Annotated in this window: 20 protein-coding genes, 2 tRNA genes and 2 riboswitches; of the genes, 12 read left to right on the forward strand and 10 right to left on the reverse strand. The window is 41.5% G+C overall.

The window, feature by feature from the left end; genetic code table 11:
• The first annotated feature begins 145 nt into the window (after positions 1-145).
• Positions 146-325 carry a carbon storage regulator CsrA gene (csrA, locus tag BM232_RS11490; protein WP_007146346.1) on the forward strand — a complete coding sequence of 60 codons (180 nt, stop codon included), beginning with the start codon at positions 146-148 and terminating at the stop codon, positions 323-325.
• A 420-nt stretch (positions 326-745) separates the two neighbouring features.
• A complete protein-coding gene (locus BM232_RS11495; protein ID WP_091714837.1) occupies positions 746-1,387 on the forward strand; it encodes a hypothetical protein in 642 nt (213 codons plus the stop codon).
• Positions 1,388-1,389: 2 nt separating this feature from the next.
• Here BM232_RS11495 and BM232_RS11500 read toward each other — a convergent pair whose 3' ends face one another.
• The 3 genes from BM232_RS11500 to BM232_RS11510 all read right to left on the reverse strand — a co-directional run bounded on the left by BM232_RS11500 (position 1,390) and on the right by BM232_RS11510 (position 2,862).
• A complete protein-coding gene (locus BM232_RS11500) occupies positions 1,390-2,031 on the reverse strand; it encodes a uracil-DNA glycosylase family protein (RefSeq protein WP_091714840.1) in 642 nt (213 codons plus the stop codon).
• 43 nt (positions 2,032-2,074) lie between these two features.
• Positions 2,075-2,365 carry a hypothetical protein gene (locus tag BM232_RS11505; RefSeq protein WP_091714842.1) on the reverse strand — a complete coding sequence of 97 codons (291 nt, stop codon included), beginning with the start codon at positions 2,363-2,365 and terminating at the stop codon, positions 2,075-2,077.
• 188 nt (positions 2,366-2,553) lie between these two features.
• The gene (locus BM232_RS11510; RefSeq protein ID WP_091714845.1) at positions 2,554-2,862 is read right to left on the reverse strand and encodes a helix-turn-helix domain-containing protein; all 309 of its coding nucleotides are present in this window, start codon (positions 2,860-2,862) and stop codon (positions 2,554-2,556) included.
• 226 nt (positions 2,863-3,088) lie between these two features.
• Between BM232_RS11510 and BM232_RS11515 the strand changes: the two genes are divergently transcribed.
• On the forward strand, positions 3,089-3,982 hold the full coding sequence (locus BM232_RS11515; protein ID WP_091714847.1) for a site-specific integrase: 894 nt from the start codon (positions 3,089-3,091) through the stop codon (positions 3,980-3,982).
• A gap of 214 nt (positions 3,983-4,196) precedes the next feature.
• Positions 4,197-4,514, forward strand: a complete 318-nt coding sequence (locus BM232_RS11520) for a helix-turn-helix domain-containing protein (protein ID WP_091714849.1) — start codon at positions 4,197-4,199, stop codon at positions 4,512-4,514.
• Between the two features lie 13 nt (positions 4,515-4,527).
• Here the strand turns inward: BM232_RS11520 and BM232_RS11525 are convergent, their stop codons facing one another.
• The 6 genes from BM232_RS11525 to BM232_RS11550 all read right to left on the reverse strand — a co-directional run bounded on the left by BM232_RS11525 (position 4,528) and on the right by BM232_RS11550 (position 8,724).
• On the reverse strand, positions 4,528-5,634 hold the full coding sequence (locus BM232_RS11525) for a site-specific integrase (RefSeq protein ID WP_091714851.1): 1,107 nt from the start codon (positions 5,632-5,634) through the stop codon (positions 4,528-4,530).
• A gap of 169 nt (positions 5,635-5,803) precedes the next feature.
• Positions 5,804-5,877 (reverse strand) — tRNA-Cys (locus BM232_RS11530).
• 69 nt (positions 5,878-5,946) lie between these two features.
• Positions 5,947-6,022, reverse strand: a tRNA-Gly gene (locus BM232_RS11535).
• A gap of 38 nt (positions 6,023-6,060) precedes the next feature.
• A complete protein-coding gene (gene pgsA, locus BM232_RS11540; protein WP_091714853.1) occupies positions 6,061-6,618 on the reverse strand; it encodes a CDP-diacylglycerol--glycerol-3-phosphate 3-phosphatidyltransferase in 558 nt (185 codons plus the stop codon).
• A gap of 49 nt (positions 6,619-6,667) precedes the next feature.
• Complete coding sequence (uvrC, locus tag BM232_RS11545; RefSeq protein WP_091714856.1) at positions 6,668-8,509, reverse strand: excinuclease ABC subunit UvrC; 1,842 nt, start codon at positions 8,507-8,509, stop codon at positions 6,668-6,670.
• A gap of 8 nt (positions 8,510-8,517) precedes the next feature.
• Positions 8,518-8,724, reverse strand: coding sequence for a hypothetical protein (locus BM232_RS11550; protein WP_091714858.1), 207 nt, complete (start codon positions 8,722-8,724; stop codon positions 8,518-8,520).
• 144 nt (positions 8,725-8,868) lie between these two features.
• On the opposite strand from BM232_RS11550, the gene mfd reads away from it, so the two are divergent.
• The 7 genes from mfd to BM232_RS11585 all read left to right on the forward strand — a co-directional run bounded on the left by mfd (position 8,869) and on the right by BM232_RS11585 (position 18,364).
• Positions 8,869-12,336: a transcription-repair coupling factor gene (gene mfd / locus BM232_RS11555; protein ID WP_091714860.1), complete on the forward strand. Its 3,468-nt coding sequence runs from the start codon at positions 8,869-8,871 to the stop codon at positions 12,334-12,336.
• A complete protein-coding gene (locus tag BM232_RS11560; RefSeq protein ID WP_091714862.1) occupies positions 12,333-13,094 on the forward strand; it encodes a methyltransferase domain-containing protein in 762 nt (253 codons plus the stop codon). The genes mfd and BM232_RS11560 overlap by 4 nt, the downstream gene beginning before the upstream one ends.
• A gap of 106 nt (positions 13,095-13,200) precedes the next feature.
• On the forward strand, positions 13,201-14,019 hold the full coding sequence (locus BM232_RS11565; protein ID WP_091714864.1) for an ATP-dependent zinc protease family protein: 819 nt from the start codon (positions 13,201-13,203) through the stop codon (positions 14,017-14,019).
• Positions 14,020-14,031: 12 nt separating this feature from the next.
• On the forward strand, positions 14,032-15,543 hold the full coding sequence (locus BM232_RS11570; protein WP_091714866.1) for an inactive transglutaminase family protein: 1,512 nt from the start codon (positions 14,032-14,034) through the stop codon (positions 15,541-15,543).
• Positions 15,540-16,532 carry an alpha-L-glutamate ligase-like protein gene (locus BM232_RS11575; RefSeq protein ID WP_091714868.1) on the forward strand — a complete coding sequence of 331 codons (993 nt, stop codon included), beginning with the start codon at positions 15,540-15,542 and terminating at the stop codon, positions 16,530-16,532. Before BM232_RS11570 ends, BM232_RS11575 begins: the two co-directional genes overlap by 4 nt.
• Positions 16,533-16,586: 54 nt before the next feature.
• On the forward strand, positions 16,587-17,306 hold the full coding sequence (locus BM232_RS11580; RefSeq protein WP_091714871.1) for an SIMPL domain-containing protein: 720 nt from the start codon (positions 16,587-16,589) through the stop codon (positions 17,304-17,306).
• Positions 17,306-18,364, forward strand: a complete 1,059-nt coding sequence (locus tag BM232_RS11585) for a PA0069 family radical SAM protein (protein WP_091714873.1) — start codon at positions 17,306-17,308, stop codon at positions 18,362-18,364. Before BM232_RS11580 ends, BM232_RS11585 begins: the two co-directional genes overlap by 1 nt.
• Positions 18,365-18,454: 90 nt before the next feature.
• On the opposite strand, the gene BM232_RS11590 is transcribed toward BM232_RS11585, so the two are convergent.
• Positions 18,455-18,955, reverse strand: a complete 501-nt coding sequence (locus BM232_RS11590) for a hypothetical protein (protein ID WP_091714876.1) — start codon at positions 18,953-18,955, stop codon at positions 18,455-18,457.
• Positions 18,956-18,981: 26 nt separating this feature from the next.
• Positions 18,982-19,064, reverse strand: a riboswitch (cyclic di-GMP riboswitch).
• 372 nt (positions 19,065-19,436) lie between these two features.
• A riboswitch (cyclic di-GMP riboswitch) is annotated at positions 19,437-19,524 on the forward strand.
• Between the two features lie 25 nt (positions 19,525-19,549).
• Between BM232_RS11590 and BM232_RS11595 the strand changes: the two genes are divergently transcribed.
• Positions 19,550-20,302, forward strand: coding sequence for a PEP-CTERM sorting domain-containing protein (locus tag BM232_RS11595; RefSeq protein ID WP_091714879.1), 753 nt, complete (start codon positions 19,550-19,552; stop codon positions 20,300-20,302).
• Positions 20,303-20,307: the final 5 nt, after the last annotated feature.

Here is a 20,307-nt window from a genome sequence, read left to right on the forward strand (position 1 = left end):
TCATGACACAGATTACACAACTATTGGTATTCTTCTTTTTTGTACATTAACACCAGTTCCATAGGTGTACTATTTTTGACTAAAAGACTTGCTAGAAGATATTAGAAAACATCTAAATAACCATCATTAATAACAAGGAGAATTGATGCTAATACTGACAAGAAACATTGGCCAGAAAGTAGTTATTGCTGACAACGTTGTGATAACAGTTCTTAATGTTGACATCAATGAACAGGTCAAATTTGGTATCACTGCACCGAAGAATATCTCCGTACATCGTGATGAAATATACAAAAAAATTCGTAACGAAAAAGACTATGACTAGGAGCCTGTTTAACTGTCATTAGTATTCCCCATTCTCCGCTATCGTTGTCATAAAGTAGTTTTACTTGAAGGTTTTTTCAATCGTTAAAGACAGCCTTACTCCATACTTCAAGCAAGAAAACGAAGAAAACATCTTTGTTGCAAACTGCGTTGTTGATTTTTATAAACAGATAACACGGTTTGACTCTGGAAGTATGGGTGGGGAGTAAAAAAGTGTTTATCTTTTTACGACCCAAAAAGCTGTCTTTTTTATAAAGAAACCTATTGCTCTATGCGACCTTATTTCTATGCCACTTTTGCATATATAGGGCTGTTTTTTTTGGCATAATCAAAAAGCTAACATCGTATTTACATACCTGAATCAGCAACGATGACTTTGTCATAAAACGATCAGAAATAAGCCTCAAGGAAACTGAAAAGCATGAAAAGATGCCAGCATACATACTGGGCTAATTTTAAAAATATTGATGGATACTTGTTTCGTTTTGACACCAGAATCTATTTAAAACCTATATCTGATGTTTTACCTAATGACGAGTGCATTGGGGCCGTTGTAGGTAAAAACCCTGGTTCGGCATCACCTCTCTATCATTCTGATGGGATTATTCCCATCGACATTGGAAACGATAAACTTCTACCAACACTCAAGTCTCTCATTGAAAAATCGTATAACAATTCAAACCTAAGTTTACCTGATAGGAAATACATACAGGTGATGAACCTTTTTTATCTTTGCGAGCATAATCTGCCTTTAGCAATTCATAAAAATATGCGTTCTCAAAAAGCAATAACCTGCAAATCTGAATGTAATAATTATCCTTGGATATGGTATTTGTGGGGTAATGGAAGAGATAACAATGCCAAATTATTGAACGCTTTTAAGCAAAGGTTCAGAACAATAAAATCAGAGCATCATTTTTACTTAGATAAGAATTCATCACAGATTGTTTGGTCTATGCCTGATGCTACTGATTTTGCAAAACACCTTCAGGGCATACCTCACAGAAAAGTATTACCCACTATCAGCTATTTAATTTTGCAACAAAAAAATGAGCCTAATTAAGCTCATCTTGAATATTTTTTTGCGATAGATTTTATGCTAGCTTTAAATTCAGCAATTCTGTCAGGATGTCTTGGCCCTCTATTTGTACCTGACTCAGGCCTCATCATGATGTATGAATAATGATGAATCTTTTCAGTTGCCGGTACCTTCAGCCCTAACTTAATCATGTAATGAATAATTTTCTCTGACTGCCCACCCAGTAATACCAGTACTTTAGGATCACCATTGTCAATTTGTTGCTGAAGTATTGGTAGCCAAAGCTCTGCTTGAGCTTTCCAGTAATCAGAGTTTCTTTTTTTTAGATTTCTTTCTGTAACAATCTCTGGCTCTTTAATTGCGTTAGTGATGTAACAGTTCCATCCCTCATTCAATTCTGCTAGCCCATGCTTGAGACCGGCATCCGTCATTGCCTCACGTAAAAGTTTATCCCCAGCATGTGAGTTCCATTGTAGATTTTCAGTTTTTTCTGTCTCTGGTGAACGTTTATTAACATTGATTACACCAGTCAAACTCGGATTTTCACCAATAAACCAAACTGACGCATTTGGATTACCTAAGTATCCAGTCAACCAAGGGTAATCATTCAACCAATCGTTTAATTGATTGTCCTTTATCGTAGTTCTGGTAGCTTGCACTATGTCCATTAGTTAACCTCAGGATGAGTTATTTGATTGCTATCAATGATAACTAAACATCAATAAATCCTATTCCTTTGTATGACATTTGATGTGTTTTTGCGTCCTTAGGCCAGAGCTTATTCCAGTTAGGATCTAACTTAAATATAACGATCTTTCTTCCATCAACATCATGCATTTCGTCTTTACCTAGAGAAACTAGTAATGTTTGATGTTTAGCCACCTCTTCTTTTGAGGCATCACGTAGACCAATTATTTTTCCGCCCTTGTGCGCTCGATCATTTTTTGATTTATGTAAGGATATATATGACATTTTTTCTTCACGGTGCGATAAATTCCACATCCATGACTCTAGAACGCCTCTTTCTTTACTAGGCAAAATACCGTGTTTTGATATTAAAAAAGAGTGTTTGGAATAGTCATAGCCTATTTATATCCAATAATGCAGTATTTGTATTTCCTCAAACTAAACTGTCGCCATCGCTTTGTCATGCTAATAAGTATGGATTTCACTTTCCATCTAAGTCTCGTCTAATTTTGGTGCTTCTTGCTTGCTCGATATTTCTTGTTAGCCAATTCTTTTTTTCTTAGAGCCATTACCTCTGTTGGTCTTAATTTAATTTCAGGCAATAACATTTCTATATCATTCAACCGCCCTAATGCTCTCATGACATTAATGAAGTTGACCATGTCACATCCTTGACCTGACTCAAGCCTTTTTATAGTGCTGAGTGACACCCCCGCTCTATTTGATAATGCCAGTTGGGATAGATCACTTTTTAACCTGTATTCACGCACAGAGTTTCCAAGCCGTAATAGGATGAGTTGATTCATGGCCATATTGGTATCATATTTGAGCTATTACTGCTATTTATAACACTTAACAGCCCATATTTGAACCTATACAAATCATCAACCGAGCACATTTACATGTGATAACTCCATATTTCAGTCCTATAAGTAGGATTGGATTCACACTATAGAATTCACTTCTGTGAATTTCATAACATTAATGCTCCAGAAACTTCGATAGTCTGAAACTAAATAATAAACCGAGCATGAAAACATGCAGGATAAAACACGACAAGAATACCTTAGTCTTGCGCATTACTTTTTCGAAGAACACATGCGAAATTACCCAACTAACCACTTAACCGATGTCATTGACTGTTTAGATGGACTTGCTAAATCATATCGCCCTGATTACTGGAGACGAATTCGGAAAGGTATTCAGCTCTATTTAACCGCTCACAAACGATTTGATGATGCATTAAAGGTAAACCAACATAAAAACCCTGTATCAACAGCTTCAAGAAAAAGTACGATTGCAAAGCAGGCACGCATAAAACAAGTTTCAAATAACGAGTTGAAACTGCTTTCCACAAAGCTTAGAACAGCTCAAGACAAAGCGCTTCTTGGAGCAGTGACTCTGGCAAATTTTTTAGGTTGTAGGCCTACAGAAATGTGGTCATTAAAATTCACTGACGATGGCACTATCGTAATAGAAGGCGCCAAGAAACGTGAAACAGATGATCGAGGGCTAAACAGAGAAGTGATACTTCCAGCAGAGTTAACTGAAAGACTCAAGCTTGCTCATACTTGTTTGTTATCAGAGTTACGCACAGAAAATGAATCCCGGCACAAGGCTATGAGACGTATCCAAGGTAGGCTGAATACGGTATGCAGACAAATATGGCCAAAACGTAAATATCAGATTTCTTTGTACTCCTTCAGACATCAAATCAGTTCTAATCTCAAGTCTTCAGGTATGGACAGAATGGAATTGGCGGCAATAATGGGGCATCGAACAACCGACTCATCTGACCGATACGGTAAACCGATAAAAGCAAATACTGCAAATGTACTTATCCAATGTACAGAGCATTCCTCATTGCAGGTGAGACTGAAACAAAAATACTCTCCTCATTCTAGAGAGCTTACACAATCACATAACATTTAAACAAAGTCAAACAACCCTTTGTTTTTAATATACTTATTGCATTATCTCTACAATATATTCATAATATAAATTGTGAGGTAGACTCACGAAACATGAAGATCATTAAGATGCATAAAAAAATTAAAACAAGCATCGAACATAGGTTAAGTCTTGTTCATTCCATATATCTAAATCACTTTAATCAATCCTCAGCACAGTTACGGAGGATGAATCAATGAGTGATGATTTCATTCCAAAAACACTGACCTCTGATGAAGTTGCAGAGATATTAAAGTGTAGTGTCAAAACTGTACTAGATAAAGCAGGATCTGGTGAAATACCAGGTGCTAAAGTCGGAAAAGCTTGGTGCTTCAGATTGAATGATGTCAATACATATTTAGAAGACACCATTCAAGCTCAATCTGAAGCAAGAAAAGTTCGCTACAATCTGGAAGAGACTTATGAACTCAAGCCAAGGGCTTACGCGCAGCCTAATCTAAAAAAATCGACTTATCCAGATCTGACACCTTATCGAAAATATCTAGATCAGTAACAACAGCGATTATTCACCAAAGCCTCTCTGCGAGATTAGAGCCTCGCAGATTGGCGTATCGTTGTAACGTTTTTAAATTTTTATGACCTGTAATTTTAGCTACCTCGAGATCGGTTAGATTCGTACGTTCATAAATCCGACTCGTGGCCTCATGTCTTAAATCATGAAAACATAAATTCTCACATTCAGCATATTTAAAGATTCTATCCCACTGCTTGGATATATTTGCTGTTGTTTTTTTAAGTGCTTCTTTCGTATATTTTCCATCAAACCAAGGAAAAACATACTTCGATTCCGGTTTATTAAAAAAATATTCTTTAAGTATTGTCTGAAGTGGACCACTGATTGGTACTTGACGCTTATCACCATTTTTCGTCTTGTCCAGAAAAATAGTTCTTTTGGCAAAATCTATTTGACCAAATTCCAATGTATACATTTCCCTCATACGCATTGCCGACTCTATGGCTAAGTAAAAAAAAGTGAGATATGCCTCAGAATGAGTGATAACTAGCTTTTTGCGTTTGTTTACTGGTTGGTATTGACCAGATATAACAGAGGTAATCTTATCTTCTTCCCCCTGTTCTAAGCGTCGGTCCCGCTCTATATCTATACGTTTTATTCCTGCTTTCTTAATATCGTCGTCAGTATATGTAGCATAGCCACGCTGAAGAAGCCTCAGAGGATTATTCTGAATATACTCATGCCTTATTCCCCAGTCCAGACACCTTGCTAGCGAACCTACATGCTTTTTGATTGTGCTAGGTGCGAGCTTATAGGTTTGCTTCATATCTTTTACCCAGCTCTCAGTCCATTTATAGGTTATCTTCTCAAGCTCTATATTTGCCAATCTTTTTTTATGTATGTCTAGAAGAAGTCTATTGTCATATGTAACGTGCACAGCTTTGACGTAATTGTCGATTAACTCATGCAACTTAACAGACTCTTTTGATACGAGGAATTGTTTCGGAACAATCCCTTTTGCTAGACAGGCTTCTAAGTCTGCCACATAGGCTTCACCATCTGCCTTATCATCAAAAGTAAAATGAAGTGGTTTAGGGAGTAATTTTTTGTTTTTGACTATGAACTGATACTTTCCATTTCGAATCCGTATTGAAGCCATATCTTCTGTTCCTCAACTGAATGTAACGGAGATACTATCCGTTGACGGATGGTTTCGCCACCTTTTTGGGGTGGCATGAATGGAAATCACGGGAAATATCATTAAAAACACGAGACGAAAAAAAAGCGCCAAAAGCGCTTTAATATATTGTTTTTATTATAATTTTAAATGGAGGCTGGGGTCGGAATCGAACCGGCGTTAACGGAGTTGCAGTCCGCTGCATGACCACTCTGCCACCCAGCCATTTAAACATTCAGTCTAAGACTAAAAAGCCGCGATAGTGACTTGACTGACCGCGGCTTTTTATATTCTTGGAGCGGGAAACGAGATTCGAACTCGCGACCCCAACCTTGGCAAGGTTGTGCTCTACCAGCTGAGCTATTCCCGCTGAGGAAGACGTGCATTATAGGCACTTAAATTTTTATGTCAACCCTTATTTCTCATCATTGGCCAAGCAGCCAAAAGATAGTAGTACATTGACTGTAGAGTTAACCACACAGCCGCATACAGGAGAGCTACACCGATTTCAAAAACTGGTAATCCAAATAAGGGCTTATAGTAAATCAAGCAGGCAATCGCCATCATTTGGAAGGTGGTTTTCCATTTTCCCATTTGAGATACTTTAACAGCGCTTCTCTGGCCTAATTCGGCCATCCATTCACGTAATGCGGAAACAATTAATTCACGTGCGATGATTAATGTAACAGGTATCAGGATGTACCAATCCGGACTCTTAAACAGCACCATAATGAGTGCCATCACCACGATGAGTTTATCGGCAACAGGATCAAGAAACGCACCAAAGGCTGAGGTTTGTTGCCACTTTCTGGCTAGATAACCATCAAGCCAGTCGGTAAAAGCCGCAATGACAAATATCAACGCTGCCCAGCAGGATGCTGATGGCATAGGTAAAAAATAGAACAGAATCAAAACGGGAACGAGCAGAATCCGTAAGCAGCTTAAAATATTTGGCAAATTCAACATCTTGTGTCACTTAAAATTAAAATCATGTTTATGGTATCACTATGCAGGTCTAATTATCGCCATGAAAGACGTCGTAGATTTTTTGAGCAAGTGATTTGCTGATGCCGTCCACCTTAGCTAAATCTTCCACTCCGGCACGTTGTACTTCCTGAATACCACCAAATTGTTGTAGTAGTTTTTGTCGGCGTTTCGGGCCTAAGCCTTCTATATGCTCTAGTGTGGAAGTTTTACGTGCTTTGGCGCGACGCTGTCGGTGACCGGTGATAGCAAACCGGTGTGCTTCATCCCGTACTTGCTGAAGTAAATGTAAGGCTGGCGAATCGGCTGTCAGCGTCACTTCCCCTGCCCTGCCGACAAGGAATAATGTTTCCTCACCAGGTCGACGCTCTGGGCCTTTTGCGATACCTAATATAGGTAAGTCAGATAAATTGAGTTCTTCAAGCACTTCCTGTGCTTCTTTGATTTGGCCTTTACCACCATCTATTAATAATAGATCAGGTCGTTTACCTTCACCTTTCTGCAGGCGGGTAAAGCGGCGTGTTAAGGCCTGATTCATCGCCGCGTAATCATCGCCGCCAGTAATGCCTTCAATATTAAACTTGCGATAATCCGCCTTGATAGCGCCTTCAAGCCCAAACACCACACATGACGCCACGGTCCGTTCACCTCTGGTGTGACTGATATCAAAGCACTCAATACGTTTGGGTAATTCATCCAGGTTTAATGCGTCCTGCAACATCTCAAAACGTTGCAATAGATTAGAACGGCTACTTAACCGCTGGGTTAGGCTGATATCAGCATTAGTAGAAGCCATCTGCATCCAACGGACCCCCTGACCACGCTGTGGTTTTCTTATACTGACTTTATGACCAGACTCGGTTTGTAAGACGTCTTGTAATAAATCGCTGTCTTCAGGTTCGTGACTCACCAAGATTTCTGTGGGCACATTTTTGCCCAGATAATATTGAGGAACAAAAGCGGATAATAATTCTTCCGGACTGCTATCGCCTGAACCTTTAGGAAAATAGCTTTTACTCCCCAGATTACGCCCTCCACGGATAAAGCAGACTTCAACCACGGCCATGCCATCTTTGACAATTGCTGCCAGCACATCAAACTCGCCCTGATCTGAGCTGACATATTGACGCTCTTGCACTCGGCGTAAGGCAATCACTTTATCCCGAATCACCGCTGCCTGTTCAAAGTCGAGTCGTTGTGAAGCTGCATCCATTTCGGCACTCAGATCGTCCATCACCTGTTTATTTTTGCCTTCCAGAAACATAATCGTATGTTCGACATCTTTCTTGTATTCGTCTTCACTGATCAGACCAACACAGGGGGCTGTACAACGTTTTATCTGATATTGCAGGCAAGGTCGGGAGCGATTTTGATAATAGCTGTCTTCACACTGTCTGACTGGAAAGAGTTTCTGTAGCAAGTTAAGACTGTCCCTGACAGATCCAGCACTGGGATACGGGCCAAAATAACGCCCGGCTTTGCGTTTGGCTCCACGGTGATAGCTTAAACGGGGGAATTTATCGCCAGAGATTAATAAATAAGGATAGCTTTTATCATCTCGAAGCAGAATGTTGTAACGCGGCATTAAATCCTTGATGAGATTGTTTTCAAGAATTAACGCTTCGTTTTCGGTGTGAGTGACTGTGGTTTCGATAGTCGCTATCTGGGCGACCATGACACGAGTCTTGGATGTTAGTCCGGTTTTGCGAAAATAACTGGAGACGCGTTTTTTAAGATTTTTGGCTTTACCAACGTAAATAACCGTACCAGTATCATCGATCATGCGATAGACACCGGGACGGCTAGTCAGGTTTTTCAGGAATGAGGCTGAATCGAATTCGCTCGTCTTTGTTTGCTTAACTTCTTCAGCCATGTTTCATTTCAAGTGTGGTCGTTTTGTCTGGGCGCGTACTGACGCTGGTAACATTTATGCGCTTGATAGAAGCTATTTGCTGATAAGCCCAGCAAAATAAAGCCGCCAATCAAGGCAGGTATATCAGTATAAAAAAAGTAAAACATCGCTAGAGCTGCTATCAGTTCTGCACTTCCAATGGTTTTTAGCAACACGACATTTTCGATTCGTTTCATTATTATTCTCCCGCACCTTTGCTAATTGATTCAAGCATGTAATCACTTATAAATTATAAGGGATAATGTGCCTTAATTCAGGTCTTTGTGACAAGACTTCTTCGTTTTATGTGAAAATAGGCGTTTTTGTAACGAATCAGACTAGTGAATCATACTCAGCCTAATCTTCTCAATCCCCAGCTACCGCCATCTAATAAAGAAATACTCTATGCAGGCCAGCTTTATGGCAGCGCACAAGGTTTGTTATTAGCGAAAGCGGCGCAACAACATGATGGCCCACTGCTGGTGATTACCGATGACATGAATAGCGCACATCGGCTGGAATTAGAAGCAACATTTTTCCTGGGTGACGATAAGCGACCTGTTTTGCATTTCCCAGACTGGGAAACACTGCCATACGATACTTTTTCACCCCATCAGGATATCGTCTCAGAACGATTAGAAACTCTGCATCAATTACCTGACTTTAAACAAGGTCTGTTAATGGTGCCGATCGCGACATTAATGCAACGTATTGCTCCCCGTGCTTTCCTTGAAGGCAACACGTTGATTCTCAAAACAGGCGATCAATTTGATATTGAGAGCTGGCGTTTAAAGCTGGAAAAAGCGGGCTATCGTAATGTTTCACAAGTCATGGAACATGGCGAATTTACCGTACGTGGGGCGATTATTGATTTGTACCCAATGGGCAGCAAACTGCCCTACCGGATTGATTTGTTCGATGATGAAATTGATACCCTAAGAACCTTTGATCCGGAAACACAGCGTTCGATAGATACCATTAATAGCATTCAGCTATTGCCAGCTCGCGAATTTCCGATGACTGAAGACGGTATTCAGCTATTCCGGCAACAGTTTCGTCGCCATTTTGAAGGTGACCCTCAACGTAGCTTTATTTACCGGGAAGTCAGTGATGGTAATGTGCCGGGTGGCATTGAGTTTTACCTGCCATTATTTTTTGAAGAAACCAATAGCCTGCTCGACTATCTCCCAGAGAATACGCTGATTGTCAGTATTGCTGACCCACATGTCGGTGCCGACCGATACTGGCAGGAAATCAGTGAGCGTTATCGTCAACATCGAGTCAATCCAGAACGTCCTTTACTTGAACCTCAACACGTATTCATTCCTGTTGAAGAGTTATTCGGTCGCTTCAAGTCCTATCAGCGAATGCAGTTACAAAGCTTTGAGCAGCAGGACAAAGCGGGTCATATTAATTACGGCAGTGGTATGCCGCCACAACTGACAATGAATGCTCGTAAAGATAAACCGTGTGAGGCATTACAACAGTTTATTTCCCAGTTTGATGGACGTGTTTTATTTGCTGCTGAAAGTGCAGGCCGCCGCGAAACATTAGTGGATATGCTGCGTCAGCACGATATTAAGTGCCAGCCGGTCAGTAATTGGGATGCCTTTATTGATGGTGATGATCACTTAGCCATCACTGTCGCACCGCTTGAGCAAGGTTTGTTATTAGGTAATGAAAACCTGACTGTTATTGCCGAAACGCAGTTGTTTGGTCAACAGGTCATGCAGCGCCGACGCCGCAGTCGCAAGAAACGTGATACCGATGCCATTATTCGTAACCTGGCTGAATTATCTATCGGTGATGCCGTTGTTCACGAAGATCATGGTGTTGGTCGTTATCTTGGTCTGCAAACGTTGGATATCGGCGATGTCAAAGCAGAATATGTGACTTTAGAATATGCCAAAGGCGATAAGCTTTATGTGCCTGTGGCTTCCCTGGACTTAATCAGTCGTTACTCTGGCGCCGCTCCTGAATTGGCCCCATTACATAAGCTTGGTACTGGCCAATGGGAAAAAGCCCGCAAACGTGCAGCTGAAAAAGCACGCGATGTAGCGGCAGAATTATTGGATATTTATGCACGTCGGGCGGCGAATAAAAAACAGCCGATGGATATGCCGGATGAAGACTATGCCGCTTTTGCAGCAGCCTTCCCTTTTGAGCCGACACCAGATCAGCAGGATGCGATTGATGCGGTCATCAGCGATATGTTATCTGAACACCCGATGGACAGGCTGATCTGTGGTGATGTTGGTTTTGGTAAAACCGAAGTGGCGATGCGTGCAGCGTTTATGGCAGTGCATTCCGGCAAACAAGTGATGGTATTAGTCCCCACTACCCTGCTAGCACAACAACATTACGAAAACTTCAAAGATCGCTTTGCCGACTGGCCTGTGAAAGTGGAAGTGTTATCACGTTTCCAATCTAAAAAAGCGCTGGATAAAGTCAAAACAGGCATCAGTGAAGGTAATGCCGATATCATTATCGGCACACATAAATTACTCCAGCAAGATATTGATCCTAAACGTCTTGGTCTGTTTATTCTGGATGAGGAACATCGATTTGGTGTGACTCAGAAAGAGCAGATAAAAAAATACCGTGCTCATATAGATGTGCTGACGCTGACAGCAACACCAATCCCACGCACCTTAAATATGTCGATTTCCGGTATTCGGGATTTGTCGATTATTGCTACAGCACCTGCTCGTCGTCTGGCCATTAAAACCTTTGTTTTACAATGGGATGCTGAGAAAATACGTGAAGGCATGTTGCGTGAAATCAAACGTGGCGGTCAGGTTTACTTCCTGCATAACAAAGTAGAAGACATTGATCGTGTTGCCCGTGAAATTGAAGCGATTCTGCCTGAGGCTAAAGTCGCCGTCGCGCATGGTCAAATGCGTGAGCGTGAATTAGAGCAGGTTATGCTCGACTTTTATCATCAGCGTTTTAATGTGTTGGTTTGCACAACCATTATTGAAACCGGAATCGACGTGCCAACCGCCAATACTATCTTTATTGATCGTGCTGATAAGCTGGGTCTGGCGCAGCTTTATCAAATTCGTGGTCGTGTCGGGCGTTCGCATCACCGGGCTTATGCTTATCTCATTACGCCACCACAAAAAGTCATGACCAAAGATGCGGTGAAACGTCTGGAAGCCATTGAGTCTATCGAAGACTTAGGCACTGGTTTTACTTTAGCTACGCATGATATGGAAATCCGTGGTGCTGGCGAGTTACTCGGTGATGAACAAAGCGGTCAGATGCAGGAGATTGGTTTCAATCTGTATAACGAACTACTTGAGCGCGCTGTCAGAGCATTGAGATCGGGTAAAGAGCCAAGCCTGAATCAATCAGACCGGCATTTTGTTGAAATTGATCTTCACGTTCCAGCCCTGATTCCATCTGATTATTTACCTGATGTACATACGCGTCTGGTGCTTTATAAACGTATCTCTGCAGCAGCGGATAATGAAGCCTTACATGAACTACAGGTAGAAATGATTGATCGTTTTGGTTTATTACCTGAACAGGTGAAAACCTTATTTGCAATTCATGAGCTGCGCTTTAAAGCCAAACAAATCGGTATTCGTAAAATCGATGTGTTTGACCAGGGTGGACGACTATTGTTTGAAGAGTCACCAAGCGTGGATCCGATGACCATTATCAACCTCATTCAAAAGCAGTCTAAGAAGTTTAAGTTAGATGGTCAGGACAAGTTGCGATTTGTTGAGGACATGCCAGAAGCAGAGGACCGTATCGTCGCCCTTGATAACTTATTAGATGCCTTATTAACGAAAAGCGCATGACAATAAAACACGATCGTAATTTTGATGATTTATTCGATAGATTCGATAGCAAAATCTACGATACCGTTAAGGGCGAATGGCGACTACGTTTATTAAAAGAAGATCTGGCACAGTTCACTGCAGCATCGCCTATTACTGTATGGGATGCAGGTTGTGGTCAGGGGCAAATCAGCCTCTGGCTGGCTGAGCACGGTCATCAACTGACGCTATGTGATTTGTCTGAAAGAATGCTTAACACGGCTAAAACCAATTTTGAGCAGGCCAATATTCAAGCCGACTTTTATCAGCAATCAGCACAAAGTCTAGCTAAACAGCTTCCTCAATTTGATTTGGTGATCTGTCATGCTGTACTGGAATGGTTAAGTGAGCCGATAGCGTCTTTGCAGACGATTATGGACAAAGTCCGTCCTGGTGGTTACTTATCACTGCTGTTCTACAACAGAAATGCCATGGTTTATAGCAATGTCATAAAAGGTGGTTGGCGCTTGCCACCTATTCTTGATGATAGTTATATCGGCAAAGGCAATAAGTTAACGCCACCAAATCCACAATTCCCGCATGAAATTATTGATGTTGTTCATCGCGCGGGATTTACTGTCGAAACGCATACTGGCGTACGTGTATTTAATGATTATATGAGTCAGCAAGCCCGAGACAATAGTGACCAGACGGTGTTATTCGAACTTGAACATAAGTATTGTCGTATGCCGACCTATAGGGATATGGGACGCTATATCCATTTGTTATTGAAACGCTAAATATATCTTAAGATTTATTAAGAGTCTGCTTATCAAAACCACTGTGTCTGCTACAATAGCCGCTATTTTTTTAGTAAATCTAATCAATTATCCTTACAAGGTCATTATGTCTAGACTATTCGTTCTGATTGCAACTTCAACTCTTTTTTTAAGCGCTTGTATTCAACAAGGTCCGCAAACGCCTCCCGTGTCTGCTACCGAATTAACGGAATCTCTACAACAGACTGAATCGCGTTTGATTCAACAAATACAACAGCAATGTGACGGCTTAAGCAAACAGGAAAAATCACAAGCTGATGAGCTACAGAAAATCAGTAAGACACAACGTCAGTTTGATGGACGTATGGATGTCATTGAAGGCAAGATTGACACGGTTATCGTTAAACAACATAAAGGTGATGCTGCCCCCCCACTCTGTCCTAAGCCAGCAGCTGTCAGTACTAATATTGGCAATAAACTCGTTGTCGGTAAAACAGAATGGTTATGGATAGAAGCTGTTAACCGCGTTTATGAAGCCCGTGTCGATACCGGCGCTACCACATCATCTATTAGCGCTATCGATATCACTCCATTTGAAAAAGATGGTAAAAACTGGGTGCGTTTCCGCTTAGCACCAGATGATGGCGATGACAGCTTTGTTGTAGAAGCACCGCTGGTACGTTACGTCAAAATTCGTCAGGCTTCTTCAGAAAAATTAGACAAAAGACCTGTTGCTTCACTCACCGTGCGTCTTGGCAAAATGACCGAGGTGGCAGAGTTCACTTTGAATGACCGTACTCAAATGAACTACCCAATCTTATTGGGACGTGAGTTCTTACGTGATGTTGCCGTTGTAGACGTAGCCAAAGACAATGTTCAGCCAAAACCCGAGATTGTTCAAAATCAACCGCAAGCGCCATCTGTCAGCAAAACGAAGAAGAAATAAGGAATCCAGGCCGTGACATCTCGTAAAGCATTTTATCTGTTGGTGGGCTTGCTGATCGTCTCAGGCCTGGGTTTAACCTTACATAGACATTACACGTTTGATATTCCATGGCTTCCGGGAGAACAGCGCCAAACCTGGTCTATTGAGGCCAAAGTGGAGTTTGAAGCACAAGGCAAAGAAGTGCTGGCGTCGCTTGCTATTCCTGGAACACAACCCGGTTTCACTCAGCTCAGCCAACAAACAGCCAGCCCGGGTTATGGTCTGGCTTATACAAAACGCGACAATGGTGGACACCGGGCTGAATGGTCAATCCGCCATGCTAGTGGTGAACAAGCCTTGTATTACAAGGTTGATATGCTGTTGGATCCATACGCTGTACCACCTGAACCGAGTCAGCCACCAGCGTTGAAAGTCAGCATTGAAAAAGAACCTTATGCGACCTCAGCTAATCAGCTACTTGATCGTGCCGAAGAACGTTCTTCAACACCTTACACACTGGCCAGAGAATTAATTCAGGAATTCAAAAACCAATCACAAAATGCTGAGTTATTAGCTCAATTAAAACCACAAACGCAGTGGATAGTTCAGTTATTACAACAAGCAGGCGTACCCGCTCGTCAGGTTCATGCTTTGTTCCTCGAAGATGGACGTAGAAGACAAGAACTTGTTACCTATATTCAGGTATTTGATGGCAGTGATTATCAGTTATTTAATCCTGAAACCGGTGAACAAGGCCGACCAGAGAATTTATTACTTTGGGAGTATCACTCTGGCCCTGTGCTTGAACTGATTGGTGGCACCAACTCACATGTCACGTTCTCCATGATTCAGCAGGAGCTGCCTTTTGGTGTGGCTCTAAATCAGAAATTTGCTGATGAGAAACTGATTAACTTCTCTCTTTATACCTTGCCTCTTGAAGAACAGGCACTGTTTAAAGGTATTTTATTAATACCTGTGGGTGTTCTGGTCGTTGTTCTAATGCGTATTCTGGTGGGTTTAAAAACATCTGGTACCTTTATGCCAGTATTGATCGCCCTTGCCTTTATTCAGACCAGTCTGGTCACCGGTCTTGTAGGTTTCTTATTGATTGTCGGAACAGGGTTATTGATTCGCTCATACTTGTCCTATCTCAACCTGCTCCTGGTGGCCCGAATATCCGCGGTCATCATTATGGTCATAGGGATCATCGCCATATTCTCCATTCTTGCCTATAAACTGGGTTTAACTGAAGGTATGAAAATCACCTTCTTCCCAATGATTATTCTGGCATGGACCATTGAACGTATGTCCGTTTTATGGGAAGAAGAAGGACCACACCAGGTCGTCATTCAAGGTGGTGGCTCTCTGTTAGTGGCTGTTTTGGCCTACTTAGCGATGAATAACGAATTCATTCGTCATTTAACATTCAACTTCCTCGGCATACAGTTGATTCTAATGGGATTAGTGTTAATGGCAGGTAATTACACTGGTTATCGTCTGCTCGAGTTAAAACGCTTCAAACCGTTAACTGAGGATCACCTATGAATCTGAATGTGCTGAATTGGCTGAAAGACGTCAAATCTCGGTACGTTCACCCAAACAAGCTCGCCAAGATTGGCGTGCTTGGAATGAACGAACGGAATATTGCTTATATTAGCCGCTATAATCCCAGACGCCTTTATCCTCTGGTCGATGATAAATTACAGACTAAAGAAATCGTCCTGGAAGCTGGTGTGAATGCACCCGATCTTATTGGGACAATCACTGAACAACATCAGGTTGATGATCTGCTCGATATCATCAAAAATACTGCCGGTTTTTGTATCAAGCCTGCACATGGTTCTGGCGGCAAAGGAATTTTAGTTGTCACTGGTTCTGATGATTTTGGTTATCACAAAGCTAATGGCCAAATTCTGAAACTGGCTGACCTTGAACGTCATGTATCAAATATTCTCGCCGGCCTATTCTCACTCGGCGGTCGTACTGACGTGGCTATCATTGAAGCTCTTATCCAATTTGATGATTGCTTCAATGGCTATACGTTTGAAGGTGTACCAGATACCCGTGTTATCGTTTTCAAGGGGTTTCCGGTAATGGCGATGATGCGTCTATCTACTGCAGACTCTAACGGTAAAGCTAATCTTCACCAAGGTGCTGTTGGCGTGGGTCTGGACATCGGTAATGGCAGTGCGGTGCGTGCGGTGCAGTTTGATCGTCCGGTGTTGTTACATCCTGATACAGGAAGAAATCTGCTCGATCTTCAGGTACCGCATTGGGATCAGTTACTGCATTTATCAGCCTCATGTTATGAAATGTCAGGTCTGGGCTATCTCGGTACAGATATTGTTTTAGATAGAACAAAAGGCCCAATGCTACTTGAACTCAATGCCCGACCAGGCCTTAGTATTCAAGTCGCGAATGGCGAAGGCTTATTACCACGGCTGAAAAAAGTTGAAGCATTAACGAATGCAAAAAAAATGAGCATTGAACAGCGAATAGCATTTTCAAAAGAGCATTTTTCCCGTCGATCATAAGCGGCGTTTGCTTTACACTGCAGGTATATTTCCTTCGAGTGAGAGGAGTCACGTATGTCATCGTTCAATAAAACCAGCAGTCTGATTCTCGGTATTGCCTTAGTTCTTGGTTTTAGCAGTTTAGGCTGGTTTCTCTCAAATGCTGCCATCAAATACAAAGAATATGAACGAACAGTGACAGTGAAAGGTTTGGCTGAAAGAGAGTTCACTGCAGATGTGGTGATATGGCCTATCCAATTCACACTGGCAAGTAATAATTTGCAAGCCTTATATAATGATGTTGATACCAACACCAATACCATTATCTCCTTCCTGACTAAACATGGAATCAAACGTACTGATGTCACCATCAGCGCACCGGCCATTACAGATAAATCTGCCCAACAATATGGAGGTAATGAGCGTGCTGAATTTCGTTATACGGCTGTACAAACAGTCACGGTTTATTCTGATGCCATTGATACCGTACGACAAGTGATGGGCCAACTCTCTGAGCTTGGTAAGCAAGGTATTGTTTTAACTGGCAACAACTATGCTGCCCAACCTGAATATTTGTTTACTCGTCTCAATGAAGTCAAACCACAAATGATTGAAGAAGCAACCAGAAAAGCACGTGAGGTTGCTGAAAAATTTGCTCAGGACTCTGATAGTACGCTCGGTAAGATCCGTAAAGCCAGCCAGGGACAGTTCAGCATCAGCGCACGCGATAACAATAATCCGCAGATAAAAAAAGTCCGGGTTGTTTCAACTATTGAGTATTACCTGTCTGACTAATGTCAGCACACCCTAAAGCCCAAAAAGGTCGGGGAACGATTAATGGTATTGACGGCCGCTTCAATGAGTTTCAACGCACTGAAATTGATGATGGCTGGTTTCATGATGAACCAGCCCTCATCCCCACTGTCATTAGTGTAGAAACCCCTCGCAGCATTATTAGTAAAAACCAATCGCCTGATGTTCCATTCCAACAATCAATTAATCCATATCGTGGCTGTGAACATGGCTGCATCTACTGTTACGCACGTCCTTCACATGCCTATCTAGGACTCTCACCCGGAATCGATTTTGAAACAAAACTAACCATTAAGCCCAATGCAGCGGACATACTTCGTGCTGAGTTGATGGCAAAAAATTACCACTGCTCAACGCTTTCTCTGGGTGCAAACACCGATCCCTATCAGCCAATAGAGCGTGATTATAAAATCACCCGGGACATACTTAAGCTAATGATTGAGTTTAACCATCCAGTCAATATTGTCACAAAGTCATCACTGATAGAACGCGATATCGATTTACTTAAGCAACTTGCTGAGAAGCAACTGGTAAATGTTCAGCTCTCAATTACAACATTAGATAAAACACTTGCCAGGAAACTCGAACCTCGTGCCAGCAGCCCACAACGACGCCTGCAAACAATTAGTACACTCATAGATAATGGAATTCCCGTATCAGTTCTCATTGCCCCTGTCATTCCAGTGCTAACAGATACAGAGTTAGAAAATATTATTGATGCTTGTGTAAAAGCTGGGGCAGAGAGTATCGAGTATATTTTTGTCAGACTGCCAAGAGAGGTCAGCCCCCTTTTCAGCGATTGGTTACAAATCCATTACCCTGACAAAGCAGAACACGTTATGAATCGCATTAAGGATTCCAGAAGTGGCAAAACAAATGACCCAAGGTTTGGTTATCGACTGCAGGGTGAAGGCATTTATGCAGAAATGGTCAAAAAACGATTCAACGTCGCGATCAAGAAATACCAATTAAACCCGTCTTCATCGGTTCTACGAACCGACTTATTTCATAAACCAACAAAGCAAATGAACTTGTTTTAGCAAGAGAAGATTTTCGGACATAAAAAAAGGGGAACCGAAGCTCCCCTTTCAATCTAACTAACAATTGTTAACTTGATTTTTACTTCAAGTTTATGCAGCTGCTACAGCTGTTTTTCTACGCAGACCCAAGAAACCTAACAGGACTGGAGCGAATAAGAACAACGCAGCAGGTACTGGTACAGCTGACACAGAAACATCATATTTAAATACATTCCTAGTTGCATCAATGATGTCAACCCATGCTGTATACCCATGATAAATCATTGCTGTAAAACTAAAGTCACCGGCAATGTTAAACAACTGAATACCATCAACACCGTTGTTAAATCTTAACGTGGCCCCTGCTAATGAGCTAGTAGGATTAAATGACCACTCGATTTTAGCAGCTGTGTCTGTGTTTGTTTTAACATCAAACAATGAGAACCATGTACCTGGTCCTTCACTTACAGTGCCACCACCTAAAACTACGCTACCGTTTGGTACATCAACCTTCTGCTCAAAAGTAGAACCAGCACCAGACATAGATAACGTAGCGGCATTAACACCAACCGAAAATAAAAGAGCTACAGCAAATAGCATCGCTTTTTTCATAATAAATTCCTATTTAATATATGAAGCAATGCAACCCGGCCATCTCCAATCAAACCAGAGACCCGTGGCTTTCCGACCCCGCCTCACGACGAGTTTGGCTTTATAAAAAACACATTGTTAAAACATTCAACAATGCGGTTATCTGAACCATTCAGATGGTTCGATATTACAAATCACTTTGGAAGTTAACCACTGTGAGTTATATGTTTTGAGATGCGTCTCACAGCATTTGTTAGATCACGTGACCAGTATCACAATAAAACTGTGAACTAGTTGTTAATTTGAGTCGGCCTTTGCAAAAAACAATATAATATTCCGACTATAGCAAGTTAACTCGATTGCTTTTTTTATGCATCATAATCTGGCAAATAACCAAAATCCTCCCGCGTAAAGACGTTAATTTTTGTTAATAAAAATCAAAAATCCTTATTTTCTATCAATGCAAACTAAGTTAAAATTTGGATGCTGAATTAGTCAGCACTAAATTCATAGCCGACCTTGGTGCGAGCCAAGCACGGAAAGCTACAGGTCTCAAGTATGCTGATAATTGAGATGGCTGAGTTGCATTTTCACTTTACAAATAAGGAAAATGGCATGAAAAAAACGTTACAAAACATTCTCTTTGGTAGCATCATTCTTGGAGCAATATCCACTACAGCTATGGCGGCCCCTCAACCCGTTGATTTGTCTTCATGGAAAGCAAACGGTAATGGTAACTGGGTATTACAGTCGGGTAATAACGCTGTTAAACAAACCTTGAATAATAACCCTACTGTTTTTCATAACAATAAAAATAGTCAGGGCACTGCATTATCCGGTCAGATAACGGTAGAGACTACTTCTGATGATGATTATATCGGGTTTGTCTTGGGTTATAATAATAATGACCTAACCAACTCATCTGCTGATTATCTGCTTATCGACTGGAAACAAGGAAATCAGAATTATAACGGAACTGGTAAAAAAGGACTGGCTATCTCACAGGTTAGTGGTGTACTAGGTGATAACTCTGGTGCTTGGGCTCATGATCCAAGCAATAATGTGACCGAATTGGCCCGTGCAACTAACCTGGGCGATACAGGTTGGGTAGATTATGAAACATATGACTTTGATATTACCTTTACGTCTTCTTTAGTAGAAGTATTCGTCAATGGTATTAAAGAACTAAGCATCACTGGTGCATTCAGTAATGGTTCTTTTGGTTTTTACAACTACAGTCAACCAAATGTTTTGTATGCCGGGATTGAAGAAGTCACTCTTCCTTCAGCTGTACCCGTTCCAGCGGCAGCATTCATGTTTGCACCTGCTTTGTTAGGATTTATCGGTCTTCGCCGCAAAGTAAAATAACTTCA

It is taken from the genome of Methylophaga sulfidovorans (assembly GCF_900114205.1).
In the GTDB taxonomy this organism is placed as follows: domain Bacteria; phylum Pseudomonadota; class Gammaproteobacteria; order Nitrosococcales; family Methylophagaceae; genus Methylophaga; species Methylophaga sulfidovorans.